At 38.5% G+C, this 14479-nt stretch carries 10 protein-coding genes; 1 reads left to right on the forward strand and 9 read right to left on the reverse strand.

All coding sequences use genetic code 11. The annotated features are described in order from the left end of the window. Positions 1-11 precede the first annotated feature (11 nt). From ACFX4W_RS15795 to ACFX4W_RS15820, 6 genes are all read right to left on the reverse strand, one after another. Entirely contained in the window at positions 12-956 is a 945-nt protein-coding gene (locus tag ACFX4W_RS15795; protein ID WP_043979397.1) for a S66 peptidase family protein, read from the reverse strand. An 88-nt stretch (positions 957-1044) separates the two neighbouring features. Further along, entirely contained in the window at positions 1045-2688 is a 1644-nt protein-coding gene (locus tag ACFX4W_RS15800; RefSeq protein ID WP_237074793.1) for a peptide ABC transporter substrate-binding protein, read from the reverse strand. A gap of 23 nt (positions 2689-2711) precedes the next feature. After that, positions 2712-3710, reverse strand: a complete 999-nt coding sequence (locus tag ACFX4W_RS15805; RefSeq protein ID WP_043979402.1) for an ABC transporter ATP-binding protein — start codon at positions 3708-3710, stop codon at positions 2712-2714. Between the two features lie 4 nt (positions 3711-3714). Next, positions 3715-4653: an ABC transporter permease gene (locus ACFX4W_RS15810; RefSeq protein ID WP_025749326.1), complete on the reverse strand. Its 939-nt coding sequence runs from the start codon at positions 4651-4653 to the stop codon at positions 3715-3717. Between the two features lies 1 nt (position 4654). Beyond that, positions 4655-5584 carry an ABC transporter permease gene (locus ACFX4W_RS15815; RefSeq protein WP_013056182.1) on the reverse strand — a complete coding sequence of 310 codons (930 nt, stop codon included), beginning with the start codon at positions 5582-5584 and terminating at the stop codon, positions 4655-4657. A gap of 14 nt (positions 5585-5598) precedes the next feature. Beyond that, the gene (locus ACFX4W_RS15820) at positions 5599-6423 is read right to left on the reverse strand and encodes a M55 family metallopeptidase (RefSeq protein WP_116371870.1); all 825 of its coding nucleotides are present in this window, start codon (positions 6421-6423) and stop codon (positions 5599-5601) included. Positions 6424-6675: 252 nt separating this feature from the next. Here ACFX4W_RS15820 and ACFX4W_RS15825 point away from each other — a divergent pair, with 252 nt between their 5' ends. Beyond that, positions 6676-7971, forward strand: a complete 1296-nt coding sequence (locus ACFX4W_RS15825; protein WP_237074686.1) for a purine/pyrimidine permease — start codon at positions 6676-6678, stop codon at positions 7969-7971. Between the two features lie 31 nt (positions 7972-8002). Here ACFX4W_RS15825 and ACFX4W_RS15830 read toward each other — a convergent pair whose 3' ends face one another. The 3 genes from ACFX4W_RS15830 to ACFX4W_RS15840 all read right to left on the reverse strand — a co-directional run bounded on the left by ACFX4W_RS15830 (position 8003) and on the right by ACFX4W_RS15840 (position 14207). Further along, complete coding sequence (locus ACFX4W_RS15830; protein WP_237074685.1) at positions 8003-12208, reverse strand: tetratricopeptide repeat protein; 4206 nt, start codon at positions 12206-12208, stop codon at positions 8003-8005. A gap of 167 nt (positions 12209-12375) precedes the next feature. Further along, positions 12376-13617 (reverse strand): bacillibactin exporter BcbE, encoded by a 1242-nt coding sequence (gene bcbE, locus ACFX4W_RS15835; RefSeq protein ID WP_013082387.1) that lies wholly within the window; start codon positions 13615-13617, stop codon positions 12376-12378. Positions 13618-13919: 302 nt separating this feature from the next. Beyond that, positions 13920-14207: a hypothetical protein gene (locus ACFX4W_RS15840; RefSeq protein ID WP_013082386.1), complete on the reverse strand. Its 288-nt coding sequence runs from the start codon at positions 14205-14207 to the stop codon at positions 13920-13922. Positions 14208-14479 lie beyond the last annotated feature (272 nt).

The raw sequence follows: 14479 nt of genomic DNA on the forward strand, positions 1-14479 counted from the left end.
AGGTTTAACCTTCAGCGTTCGACTTTATCTTTTGGTAATGTAATACCGGATTCAAATTCCACCATTCGTTCATAAGTCGACATCGTGGCATAGCTTCCAATCGCCACAGCTGTTTGAGGCGAGCAATGCCCGATGCGAAACCCTCTCATCACAGGTTTTTTTAAAGAAGTCAGGTAACTTGTTAATGCCTCTTCTAAAGAAAGCGACTCCGTACGTTTTTTAGGATAGCAGTTATGAAAATCTCCCATAATAATTCCCGCTGCATCCTGCAGTTTATTGGCCATATACAGCTGTGTCATCATGCGGTCAATTTCATACGGCTCTTCATCAATATCTTCAATAAATAAAATTCGATTTTTTGTATCTAGCTCAAATGGTGTGCCAAGCGTGCTTACCAGCAAAGTCAGATTTCCTCCTATCAGCTGACCAGTTGCTTCTCCTTCACAAATGGTGTCGAGGGGACTAATTTGATCCGTATAGCACAAAGAACGGTGAGAAAATAATTGATAAAAAGCTTGCTTCGTCTCTATATGAACATCTTCTTTTCCGAGATCCGACGAAAGCATTGGCCCGTGAAAGGTAACCAAACCTGTGCGCTGATGAATAGCCGTATGTAAAAACGTAATATCGCTATATCCCCAAAAAACCTTTGGGTTTCGCTTAATTAAATCGTAGTTTAATTGCGAGGCAAGTCTAGCAGTCCCGTAACCTCCGCATGCACAAATAATTGCCTTTACTTTCTTATTGGCAAACATCGCATGTATATCGGCTGCTCGCTGTTCATCAGTCCCTGCCAAGTACCCGTTTTTTTTATATAAATGCGCGCCTGTTACTACGTTTAATCCTATTTCCTTTAAATATTCTATTCCTTTTTTTAGATTGTGCTGATTAGGCGGACTAGCAGGTGCAATAACAGCTACTGTATCACCTTTTTGTAATGGTTTTGGTTTTATCATTTGTTACACTCCTTTTGTGTAAAGAAATGAAGAAAGTGAAACTTGGGTCAGAAGGGTATTGAAATCCCCTCTGACGAAAAGTTCCACTTTACTGTTTATCTGCCCACTTCAAATCTAAATAGCCAACAGGATGACGAACAATTCCAGATACGTTATCTTTTATTAAAAACACATAGTTGTAGAAATGGATAGGAATGATTGGCATCTCATCAAATAAAATACCTTCTGCTTTATACATAAGCTCAAAACGTTTTTTATTATCCGTTTCGTTCATAGCTTGTTTAATTAACTCATCATATTCTTTATTGCTCCAAGCTGTACGGTTCATTGAATGACCCGTCTGGAAGCTCTCTAAAAAGTTAATTGGATCTGCATAATCAGCTAAAAATGAACTTCGTGACAGCTGAAACTTTAACGCTTTTTGTTCTTCTTGGAAAACATTCCATTCCATATTGGCAAGCTTCACATCTACGCCTAGATTTTCTTTGAACATTTGCTGCAGTGCTTCTGCTATTTTTTTATGCGTATCGTCTGTACTGTATGTTAGCGTAATAGCTGGCAGCTTTTTATATCCTTCTTCTTTCATTCCTTTTTTCAGAAGTACTTTTGCTTCTTTGCTATCTGTTTTTAATAAATCGCCGCCCGTTTTACGGAAATCCTTTCCATCTGCATCTTTAAATCCGTAAGATACGAACCCACGAGCTGGTTTTTCTTTATTTTTTGTAACAAAATTAACAATTTGATCTTGATCTACAGCCATTGCAAATGCTTTACGGATATTTTTGTTTTGAAAGGGCTCTTTATCTAAGTTAAAGCGATAGAAGTAAGTTCCCGCTTGGTCTTCGATATGAACATCTCCATCTTTCAGCAGCTTTTCACTTAAATCCGATGGAATTTCAGAAACATCTAGTTCTCCATTTTGATACATTTGATATTCTGTGTTTGTATTTTCAACAATTGCCCATTTTACCTTGTCAAGCTTTACATTTTCAGCATCCCAATACTGATCGTTTCTTTCCATGACTAGATTATTGTTATGCTTCCATTGAGTTAATTTGAAGGGACCATTAGCAACAAACGAGTCTGCTTCTGCAAACCATTTCGGATTTTTTGTTGCTACTTTTTCATTAATTGGGAAGAACGCTGGATTGGAAACTACGCTTAAGAAATAGGCTTGAGGGCTCTTAAGCGTAACTTCAAAGGTTTTGTCATCTAGCGCTTTTACCCCTACTTGATCAGCACTACCTTTACCCGTATTAAATTCTTCTCCACCTTGGATGAAATAACCTAAAAATGCCGCTGGTGAACCCGTCTTAGGATCTAACAGCCTCTTCCAAGCAAATACGAAATCACTTGCTTTCACGTCATCTCCATTTGACCATTTAGCATCTTTTCGTAAATGAAACGTATAGACCTTTTTGTCCTCAGAGATATCCCATTTCTCGGCCATTGCTCCTTCAGGCTCATCGCTTTTTCCTAAACGAGTCAGCCCTTCCATTAAGTTATTAAGCATATTCCATGAATATGAATCAAATCCAATAGGCGGATCAAAAGACGTAGGTTCTGCGCCATTATTCATATAAAGGACCTTACCGTCTTCTTTTGCTGTACTGCTTTTCTTTTCTGGCTCCGCGCCTGAATCTTTTGTGGCCGTACAGGCAGCAAGTGCAAATGTAAGTACACACATCATTAGTAAAGACCCTATTTTTTTCATCATTTCCCCCTCTTTCATAAGTTCTCTATTCATCTATAAATCTAGCTTATAGTTGTTACAAATTTTTGGGCTCTCTCATCTTGAAGCCAGCAGTGCACTTGGTGACTTTCTTTCAGCTTTGTTGACGTAGGATACATGCGGTCACATACTTCCATTACGTAAGGACAGCGAGGTGCGAACGAACATCCGGATGGAGGTGCAAATAAATCGGGAGGTGATCCTGTAATAGGCACAAGTTCACTTTCGTATAAATCTAACCGAGGAACTGAACGCAGCAATCCTTTTGTATACGGATGCTGCGGCGTATAAAAGATGTCTCTTCTTGTTCCAATCTCTACAATCTTTCCTGCATACATTACGGCAACACGGTCAGCTACCTGAGCAACTACACCTAAATCATGGGTAATTAAAACAATAGAGACATCCGTTTTCTGCTGAATATCCTTAAACAATTCTAAAATCTGCGCTTGTATCGTGACGTCAAGAGCTGTGGTAGGTTCATCAGCAATTAGCACTTCGGGATTGCATACAAGAGCCATTGCAATGACAATACGCTGTCTCATTCCCCCGCTAAATTCATGAGGATATTGCTTTAGGCGTTCTTTGGGATTTGGAATTCCGACTAGCTCCAGCATTTCAAATGCTTTTTCTTTGGCTTTTTCTTTTGAAATGTTTTCATGTTGCATAATATTTTCTGCAATTTGCTCACCTACGCGAAGAGTTGGATTAAGCGCAGTCATGGGATCCTGAAAAATCATCGAAATATCAGCGCCTCGAACGTCTCGCATTTTCTTTTCTGATAGTTTCGTTAAATCCTGGCCTTTAAATAAAATAGATCCGCTTGTGATCCTGCCCGGAGGTGTCGGAATTAACCTCATAATACTTTGAGATGTCACGCTTTTTCCGCACCCTGACTCTCCGACAATCGCTAGTGTTTCTCCTTTATGTAAATCAAAACTAACGCCTCTTACAGCTTGAACTCGCCCTCCGTAAGTTGAAAACTGTACGTGTAAGTTTTTGATTTGGAGCATTTTTTCCATTTGCTTACCTCCTTAATTTCGGATCAAGTGCATCTTGCAGTCCGTCTCCAAGGACATTAAAAGCAAACATGGTAAGAGAAATAAAAAAAGCGGGAAAAAACAAACGCCACCAATAGCCTGATAGAATCGTTGATAAACCATCGTTTGCCATTACTCCCCAGCTGGCATAAGGAGCTTGTACACCCAGCCCTAAAAAGCTTAAAAAAGCTTCAGCAAAAATGGCAGTTGGTACGGTTAGTGTCATTTGAACGATAATCGGTCCCATCGTATTTGGAAGCAGGTTTCGCTTAATGATACGACTAGTTTTTGTTCCAAACGTTTTGGATGCAAGCACGTATTCATAGTTTTTTATTTGCAATACTTGCCCCCGTACAATTCTCGCCATCCCGATCCAACCTGTAACGGAAAGTGCCACAATAATCGTAGAAAGCCCGGGGCCCATGACTACCATTAGTAAAATCACGACTAATAAATAAGGAAGACCGTATAAAATTTCAATTACGCGCATCATGACATTATCTGTTTTTCCGCCTTTGTAGCCTGAGAATCCCCCGTAAATGACACCGATGATAAAATCAATAAGCGCTGCCATCAGTCCTACAAATAAAGAGATTCTAGCCCCGTACCATGTCCGGGTGTACATATCTCTGCCTAAGTCATCCGTTCCAAACCAATGACTAGCTGAAGGAGGAAGATTTTGCTCTGTAAAAGAAGCTTTCGTTACACTGTAGGGTGAAAACATAGGACCGAATATAGCCATCACAGCGAGAATGACTAAAAAAAAGAGACCCAGCATGGCCAACTTGTTTTTTACAAGCCTGCGCCAAGCATCATGCCAATAAGAAAGACTCGGCCTTACAACTGCTTCAGCTTCAGATTTCTTTTTTTTCTTTGGCACAAACCACTCATCAGGAATTTGCTTATACTCCTGTTTTTCCAGCACGTTATCCCTCCTTCTTATACAGTTTGATTCGTGGATCAAGTATTCCGTAAGCAATGTCTACTAAAAAAAGCATAATGATGAGAATCGAACTGTAAAAGACCGTCGTGCCCATAATTACCGGGTAGTCTCTCGTATTAATACTGTCCACAAAATATTTTCCCATGCCAGGAATAGCAAAGATTTGTTCAATAACAAATGTGCCGGTTAATACGCTGGCCGCAATCGTTCCAAGAACTGTTATAACGGGCATTAAAGCATTTCTAAGCGCATGCTTAAATACAATTTTTACTGGTGAAAGCCCTTTTGCACGCGCTGTTCGAATATAATCTTGAGTTAGTACTTCTATCATACTTGAGCGAGTCAAACGTGCAATAATAGCCATAGGACCTGTAGCAAGAGCTAGAGTCGGAAGAATCATATGTAAAGGGCTCGTCCACGTAGCGGCAGGTAAAATTTTCAAATTAACAGAAAGCTGTTGAATTAACAACGTGGCCATAACAAAATTTGGAACCGACAATCCGATAACTGCTATGCTCATCGCCATGTAATCAATTATTCCATTCCTTCTAAGAGCAGCGATAATGCCTAGTGTAATACCGGAAATTACCGCAAGAATTAACGTCACCATTCCAAGTTCAAATGACACGGGAAACCCTCTTCCTAGAAGGTCGTTAACCGTTTGAGACGGCTGTTTAATGGAAGGACCAAAGTCAAAGGTAACAATGGATTTTAAATAAAGAATATATTGCACAGCTAGCGGCTCATCTAAGTGATAAAATGATTCCAGGTTTTTTTGAACTGCATCGCTTGTCGCTCGTTCTTCATTAAATGGAGATCCAGGAATCGAATGCATTAAAAAGAAGGTTAAGGTCACAATTACCCACAGCGTAACAAGCATGGATAAAAATCGTTTCAGAATATAACTTTTCACCTTTATCCCACCTTCTAACAGAATGTTGTGCGCGTAGCTAATTCAGTCATAACAAGCATGGCCTGATAAGCTTCTAAAATATCTTTTGCTTGAAACCGAACGGTCGTCGTTCCAGGCTCAATTTCTGTTCCCGGCATTAAATGCGCCCACTCTGCTTGACCGTAATTTGCAAATTCTATTCGTAAGGTTGGATGTTTAGGTGGAATTAAAGGTTTAACAAGGTGTTTGTGTTGAATAGCTGCGGCTGTTTTTTCTTGAAGTAATTGTTCTGCTTTCTTAGGGGTTAATGTTTTGGCTGCAGAACGTGAAATGGCCTGTTTGACGATAGCAGTCGTCACGTTTGGAATAAGCTGCTGTGCTTCCAGCGCCGTTTGGTCATCACCGGCTACCATTAAAACTGGCACGCCGTAATAGCCTGCGACGTATGCATTGAAGCCTAACTCTCCAATATTCGTATCGTCTATGTACATATTGCGAGCACCAAATATCATCGAATGAGACATGACACCAGGCATGGATGCTTTAGCATGATATCCTAGAAACATAGCACCATCAAAAGTCTGATCTAATCCCTGTACCATTGAATATGGTTTTACGCTTCCTGAAATAAGCTGAGTTTCTGGATGAAGCCGTTCAACAAGGAGATTATTCATACTCGAATGACTGTCATTTACCACAACTTCTGAGCACTGTTCTCTAAATCCTGCATAAATTACTGCATTTGCTTCATCCGTCATTATTTTGCGGCTTCTCTCATAATTTTCTTTCTGTCGCAGAACATTTGTGTGATCGACGAGTCCCGTAATTCCTTCCATATCAACCGACAGATATAGTTTCATTTGTCTTATTCCTCCTCCTTCCTTGACTGTTAGTCAGTTCATTATAAATTATTCTTATGTTTATAATTTATAATTGTAAGAAAATTATAAATTATCTTTCTTCTTTTTACAACAATATATTGAATTTTTTGACACTTTATTCGTCTTCCTTTTAACAAGATATCGCTTACAAATTGGAAATCCCATGGTAAAATAATAGAGCAGCCTGTTGGTTCATTCAGCCGCTCGTCGGCATTAATTGAGGTGTTAAGAATGTTTCGAGTTTCCATTGCTTCACTACAATGGTTTTTATTTATGATTTCTAATAGTATGATTGTTCCTATTGTAATTGCTTCTCAGTTTCATTTAAACGCAGCGGATTCTATTCAATTTTTACAGCGAACGTTATTTATTTTAGCTTTATCCGGGCTCTTGCAGGTATTTATAGGGCATAAATATCCCATCATGGAAGGGCCAGCTGGTGTTTGGTGGGGCGTCTTTTCTCTGTATGCGAGTCTTGGAACGGTTCTGTTTGGTTCTCACTCTGAAACGCTCCGCGTACTGCAGTTCACCCTCCTTATAAGCGGGATAATCGCTATTTTGATGAGCCTGCTTGGTCTCATTGATAAACTAGCAAAATACTTTACCCCGACAGTTACCGGTACATATTTAATTTTATTAGTGACGCAGCTCAGCGGTTCCTTTTTAAAAGGAATGTTTGGTATTACAGAAACGAATTCAGCTATTAAACTTCCTATTGCGCTGGCTTCAGCTGCGATTTTGCTGCTGACTTTTTATTTATTATCACACAGGACGTTAAATAAGCTCAGCATTATTATTAGTATTGGTGTAGGCTGGGGAGTATTTGCAATACTAGGATTAGCTAAACCTATCGAGTTTCAGGCGCAGTTATTTTACATACCTAAAGTGTTTGTATTTGGAGCTCCTCGCATTGAATGGAATATGGTTGTCACTGCTTTTTTTGTGACGCTCATTTTAATTACAAACATGCTCGCTTCTATTCGTGTTGTTGAGTCTGTTTATAAACACAAAAGAGAAAAAATTGAAAAAGACAATATTAAGCGTTCCGGGATGGTTTCGGGTATAAGTCAGCTGCTTGGAGGATTGTTTTCAGGTGTCGGTGCCGTTCCTATTTCAGGTTCCGGTGGATTTATTTCAGCTACAAATCTTTATAGCCGAGTTCCTTTTATTGTAGCATCGTGTCTTTTGCTTTTTTTGAGTATCTTTACTCCTTTAACATCCATTATGTCCGCTCTTCCTCCTGCTGTCGGATACGCGGCAATCTTTCCTGTTTTTACAGGTATGATGGCTCTTGGAATTGGAGAATTCAAGCATGCCAAACAGCCCGAAAAAGCAATGAAAAAAGCCGGTATTGCGTTGCTGTCGGGGATAGGGGTTATGTTTTTGCCTTCTCAAGCTTTTTCAACACTGCCACCTTTAGTTACTACGTTTTTAAGCAACGGATTAGTTCTTGGCACAATTATCATTCTTGCACTGGAAATTTCTGAATCCATTTCTTTGAAAAGACAAGGTGCAAAAGAGGGATAAAAAAAAGAAGCTGAAACCCAGCTTCTTTTTTTTACCTTCTTACCGTTAATCCTTTTAGTTCATCGTCTGCCATAGCCAGTTCATAGAATTCTCCCGTTTCATCATGTGCTAAAATATAATCCAACTCTTCCTGAGCAGAAGCAGTTTTTCCAAGAACAGCTAGATAGCATGCCAAGTTATAGCGAATAAAAAGATCTTCGTCTCCACTTTCTACTCTGGTTATCATAAGCGAAGCTGCTGCTTCCGTTTCACCTTCTAAATGATACGCGATACCTAAATCAGTATACATCCCTTCATACTCTTGACGCTGTTCAATCGCTTTTTGAAGAAGCTGAACAGTTTCATGATAACGTTGTGTTTTATTATACAGTTTTGCTAGTCCTGCATATATGTCAGGCTGATAAATCTCCTGTTGAAGTAATTCTTGAAAAGCTGTCTCCGATTTTTCTACCTCTTCAAGGCTACTCAAAATAAATGCCCGGTATATCTGCAAATCTATATGATACGGCTGCTGTTCAAGAAGTTTTTGAACTAAGTTTAGCGCTTCATGTGCAGCCTGTTCATTTTCATGGATATTAACGAGTATATTGGCTAAATGATAGGCAACATCAAAATCCCAGCTTTGATGCAGCGATTTTTTCAGCACGGTGATGCTATCTTCAATTAATCCTTTCTCTTCGTAAAAAGCCGCAAATGCATGCACAGCCTCTTTATTATTCGGATCCGTTTTTATAGCAAGTTCATACAGTTCAATCGTTAAGCCAAGCAGCGTAACCGTTTTTGCTTTTGCTTTGAACTTTGCTAAGCTTCGTTTGAAGATAGATCCTTGCTGCTCTTCTACGATCGAATCGGCATACTCATTTAAAGCCTCGGCTGCATTTTTAAATAACAAGCTTTTGCTGTGTTTTTCCATTTTTATCTTTTTTAAATCTGTCGTAAGCCCAGACAGTTTTTTTCCATTTGGAAAGCTAGACATGAACGTTTGAAATAGAGCGTAATCTTCCGGATTCTCACTTAGTAGCTCTGTAAGAATTGTTCTAGCTTCTTCATATCTATGCTCCATGATGAGCCATTTTGCCTGATGGTGGCGAATAGCAGGATTCTGTGGATCTAGTTCAAGCGCCTTCTCTAAATACGTTTCAGCCTGTGAAATGTCTCCTTTTAGGCGATACACATGAGCCTGGCTGTCAGCAAGCCACTGAGGCAAAACGATTTCCTTTACGCTTTTTAATACCTCTAACAGCTCTTCATACTCTTTCTCTGTTTCACAAAGTGAAGCTGCGTGCTCAACGTTTACTTCCATAGGATTCAGCTGTATCCATTGAAGCAGCCAATTCCTTTCAGCCGTTCGATTTTGTTCTTCACAAGCCATTTCAGCAAGCTTCATACAAGCGGCTTCAAATGTTTTATCAAGAGTTAAGCATTTTTGGAAGGCCTCTTTTGCTTCAGTGATGCGATTCATTGATTGATATATTTCACCTAACCGATAATATGGCAAAGCATCTTGCTTGATACGAAGCGCTTGTTGATAAAGTTTCTCACTTTTTGTTAGCTGCTTGGCTTGTTCGTATAATATGCCTAAGTAGCACATGTACAAAATCTCATTAGGGTGCTCTTGATGTTCTGCAGTTAAAAACTTAATTCCACGAGTCAGTAAAGCCGTGTCTTCTAAATAACTCGTATATGCTTCTAACACTTCAGCTAGCGCTGTTTGAGCAAAATGAATTCCTTCTTCATAAAGAGCAAATCCAAACTCTATCGTTTGGTCGTCTAGATTCTTCTCTTTTGCTGCATCCAAAAGCATGCTGCCTGCATCCAACAGGACGTCGCTGTTCGATGAAAACTTCTGCGCAATAAGCGTGAGCGTATCAACGGCCGTTAAATGTTCACCTGTTTCTAGATACGCATAAGATAAGCCCAAATACATAAGGGCATCTTCTTCTATTTTTAAGCCTTCTTTATACAGAGCAATAGCTTCTTCGTACCTTTGATTCGCGACGTATAAATCGCCTAGTCTTCCTCGAATTGTCATGTCGCTTGGGAGATGCTTCATGCCTTCTTTGAGATAGCTTTCAGCTTCGTCTGTTTTTTCTAGTTGATATTGTAGCAAATCAGCTATCGAAAGATATGGATAAGGAACAGTCGGCAAAAGCTGTTTAGCTACTTGAAATCCCCGGTAAGCTTTACGAAACTTTTTTAAATGTTCATCACAACGGGCTCTTTCAAACCAGCTGTGCGCATCTTTTGGGTTTTCTTTTAATAACGCGTCGAAAAGATTTCTGGCTTCTGCATATCTTTCTTTCTCCATTAAAATAAGTCCGTGATTGATTTGTGTATAAGATTCATCGCCATACATATTTAAGGAAATGGTCGAGCATTCAAAAGCCTTTTCCAGGTTTCCTTTGTACATATATGCAAGTGCTAAATAGCTCCAGTTCAAATGCTGCTCTACGTCTAATTGCAGGGAGCTGCGCAGTGCTTCAACAGCCTCATCATACTTCTCTTCATCCAGCGCAATTCTTCCTTTAAGATAGTGATAAAAAGAGCTATGCTTTTTGTTATCTATGTGGTGTAACAAGGAAGATGCTCCCTTACTGTCGTCAAGTTTAAAAAAGGCATATGCAGCGTGAAGCTTAAGATAATCATGATTGCTATACTTCTCTAACACATGGTTAATACACGTACGAATATAGGCTTCATGCTCTTTTCTATACAAATGCTTCATACTGTAAATAGCGGCAAATGGAACATGCTCATTTGCTTTTAGTAAAGAAACGAGATCATTAATGTGTGCCTCTTCATTCGCTTCAACTAGTTCGATTAAGTCATACAGCTGACGAATAAACACATCTTGCTCTTTAGAAAGTGAAGCGAGATCCGCTGCCGCTTTAGAAGCAACAATTGATAAAAAACCCGAATTAGCGTAATGCTGATCAAAATTTTTATATTCTACATACGTTGGACTTAGAAAATTAGCATCTTGTACATGAAAAAGTTCAAGTTCATCATCATAGCCAAATACAACTTGAACATGGGAAGCTTGTTCAAATTCCAGACTGACCAAAATAGGCAGCCCTTTGTCTAATAGTTCTTTAAACTGTTCAACTGTGCCTGTAAAAAACATCGCTGCAAAGCCAAGAGATTCAAAGTAGCTCACCGCAGTTGATAATTTGGAGCCTAACCCTCCGTAAATACGCGTCCCAATCTCATCCTGTGTTTTTTCGGTATGTAAAAGCCTTAACATCATACTCATACTAGCTGGCACGCAATAATTATCTTTTTGAACAATCGGTACAATAGGAAGCTTGATTGTACTGCATTTATCGTCTGTATTCTTTCCAATTAATTTTTGATAAGGTGAATCTTTTAAACATCGCTTAGTCGAGAGCAGATGCGTAAGCTGAGATTGCTGCTTCTGTTCAAAATAAATGTCGGCGCGCAGCAGCGTAAAAAAGTCTTGATAATCGTGATAGGGTAACTTTGAATCGATAAATTCAATCGTTTCAAGCAAGAGAGAATACTCTTTTAAATCTTTTAATCGCATCACTTTATCCATATATAAAGACGGAAGCTGTGGGTAGCGGACAATAGCCTCGTTAATTTTTTCAAGCGATTGTTTATGCTTCCCTTCATACGCATATAAGTCTGCGAGCATTGCATAGCAAAAATCTCCATTCTCCTTATATGTCGTTCCTTCTTTTAAGCAGGCTTCAGCTTTCATTCTGTCGTTGAGCTGCAAATGAAAATAGCCCCATCTGTCAGCCATACCCTTTTGATTATGGGACGTTACTTGTTTCATCCACTCAGAAGCTTCATCCACTTGTTTCATTTCTAAAAGAATTCTTACCTTTAAAAAATAGATTTTCTCAAGCTGTTCCTCTTTAACTGATTCCGTATCCAGCTGAGAAATTAATAAAGAAAGTCTATCATCAGCGTCGAGTATCTTGCCTTCTCGCAGGAGATCATCACAATAAAGAGTTACCATTCGAATCGAGCCAAATCGACGATATCCATATGTCGTTAACATTCGACTTAAACGATTTAATAAAGCTTCATCACAAAAGCGGATAAGCTCGTGCAGCTCTTCTTCCGTTTGTAAGTTTGCTAACCATTCTTTCACAATACCCGTAAGGCTCTTTGGTTGAAGGCTTTGTACTTCTTCTGTTATATACGCTACAAGATCAAATATTTGATAATGATCCACCATGCTTTTTAATTTCTGATAATTTATACTCAATTCAAAACCACCTTATTCAATAAAATAAGAACTATTGCATCTGCTGTCTATAAATTGAAGTATAAGAAATTTCAAGGATTTTTTCTAGACACAATATAAATTTAAGTATATTGACGGGTCTTTAAATAGCAAAGAGCTGTCTTTTATCATAAGACAGCTCTATAAAATCACACTTCAGCTTTCTTCAGTTTTACGCCGCCTTCAGGCTTTGGTTTAATCGCTTTTAAAACTAAAATGGCACCTACCGCACTAACCCCTAGAGACGTTTGGAACACAGCCATGTCCGACCACTTCATAAGCAATGTATAAAGGGGAGGCCCAGCTGCTACTCCTACAAAGCGCATCGAACTGTAAAGAGACGTAATGGTTCCTCTCTCTTCCTTTTCAATTCCTTCTGTAATAAGCGCATCAAGACTGGGAAGAGCTGCTCCAATTCCAATTCCACCAAGCACTAAAGTGAGTAAAATACTAAAAAGAGACGTATTAAAAAATAAAATGATGAAAGAACATGTTAACAATAAGAAGCCAAAAAAAGCAGACCACTTCATAACGATTTTATTGTTTCCAACTTTTTTCCCCGCCACAAAAGAAGAAATAGATAAAGCGAGCAAAGGAATAGCCATCACTAAACCTTTTTTCGTATTCACAATATGATAACGCTCCTCTAGTATGGTCGATAGGTAAAATAAAACACCGAATAATACAAGCATAATAATGGCGCCTAAAATAAAAATAGCCATAAGCCATCCAATATTTTCTTTGAGCGTTTTCTTCAAATCCTTCAAAAACTGCTTAATACTTTTCTTTTTTTGTTCAGATTCAGAAGAACTATCATTTTTCGGAACTTTTACTAAAAAGATAACCAAAAGAATCGAAATAAGGCAAAGAATAGGAATGAACCAAAAAGGAAGAAACCAAATCATAGCCGCTAAAAAAGCTCCCAGTATTGGGCTTAGTACTTTCCCAAACGTATTAGCTGTTTCAATTAAACCTAGTCCTTTTGTAATTTCTTGCTCGTCTTTGAACATATCTCCTACACAAGGCATCACAACAGGCATAGCTCCTGCTGAACCTATTCCTTGAATCGCGCGGCCAATTAAAATAACCCAGAAAGGATTGGCCATTTGCCATGAAGCCCAGCCTGTTAAAGCCCCTCCTACTGCAGCAAGCAGCAAACTTGGAATAATAATTTTCTTGCGGCCAAATCGATCTGATAAATAACCAGCAATCGGGATTAAAAAAATAGCGAAAATTGAATAGACCGTGATAATCATGGATACCTGCAGCGAGCTTATCTGTAGACGTTTTTCAATCACCGGCAATACCGGAATTAACATTGAATTTCCGAGGGTCATGATAAGTGGCACAGAAGCAAGAGCAAGTAAATCCAATTTTTTTCTACTTTCCATAGCGTCCTCCAAACCTTACTTCTAATTAACGTCACAATCACACGTTTTTCAATTTAAGCTTTATAAAACCTCTCGTGTTCATTGATTTTAAAGCTTAACTATCTCATTACATAAGATGATGTGTATCTATATTTTTTAGCTAAAAAGGTGATTGCTATTCATGGTTTCACTGTTCTTCTTTAATTTATTAAACTTTGTTATTTATCCCTGTTAATACTTGTAAAATCGCATATTTTTAATCCTATATATGAAGAAGCGTACGAGTATCTCCGTACGCTTCTTCATATATAGGTGTCATCTTGTTACACTACTTCACCTCGATGCCCCTCTCCATCATACATAAACTGTTTATCAATGATATGTTCGATATATATGGTTGTCAAATCACTTTTTTTCACTTGAGCTACAATTAATCCTAACGGATCGCCAATGGTGAAGCTTGTTCCATTTTGAAACATTAGCAGCTGCTCATTTAAATGCAACACGCGCTTATAAATTTGCTCTTTCTCTAGGTTGCTGCGGCTCTTTGCTGCTTCGAGCGTTGAAAATAACAAAATGATTTCTTTTCCATTTACTTGTGTACGATACATACACGATCCACTCCTTATCACCGCTTTAAAATTATGCTGACTATACTTTTATTATAAACTAAATTTTCAGTTATTTTTCATCTCATAAGAAATTTTTTTAGTTATATTTGTACTACGCCTAAGTTAAATAAAAATTNCAAAAAGGTTTGCATATATGCAAACCTTTTTTATTTGCGCTTTTTTAAAGATTAAGTAAACAGAAATAATAGTTAGGAATAATTACCATGAATTTTCAGAATAAAAAGTAAGTTTTAAGCAGGATTTTCCCTATG

The organism is Priestia sp. YIM B13489 (assembly GCF_042787645.1).
In the GTDB taxonomy this organism is placed as follows: domain Bacteria; phylum Bacillota; class Bacilli; order Bacillales; family Bacillaceae_H; genus Priestia; species Priestia megaterium.

What these genes read in the sequence shown, in the direction of transcription:
- ACFX4W_RS15795 (WP_043979397.1), bottom strand. Translation starts at nt 956, where the DNA reads ATGATAAAACCAAAACCATTACAAAAAGGTGATACAGTAGCTGTTATT.
- ACFX4W_RS15800 (WP_237074793.1), bottom strand. Translation starts at nt 2,688, where the DNA reads ATGAAAGAGGGGGAAATGATGAAAAAAATAGGGTCTTTACTAATGATG.
- ACFX4W_RS15805 (WP_043979402.1), bottom strand. Translation starts at nt 3,710, where the DNA reads ATGGAAAAAATGCTCCAAATCAAAAACTTACACGTACAGTTTTCAACT.
- ACFX4W_RS15820 (WP_116371870.1), bottom strand. Translation starts at nt 6,423, where the DNA reads ATGAAACTATATCTGTCGGTTGATATGGAAGGAATTACGGGACTCGTC.
- ACFX4W_RS15825 (WP_237074686.1), top strand. Translation starts at nt 6,676, where the DNA reads ATGTTTCGAGTTTCCATTGCTTCACTACAATGGTTTTTATTTATGATT.
- bcbE (WP_013082387.1), bottom strand. Translation starts at nt 13,617, where the DNA reads ATGGAAAGTAGAAAAAAATTGGATTTACTTGCTCTTGCTTCTGTGCCA.
- ACFX4W_RS15840 (WP_013082386.1), bottom strand. Translation starts at nt 14,207, where the DNA reads ATGTATCGTACACAAGTAAATGGAAAAGAAATCATTTTGTTATTTTCA.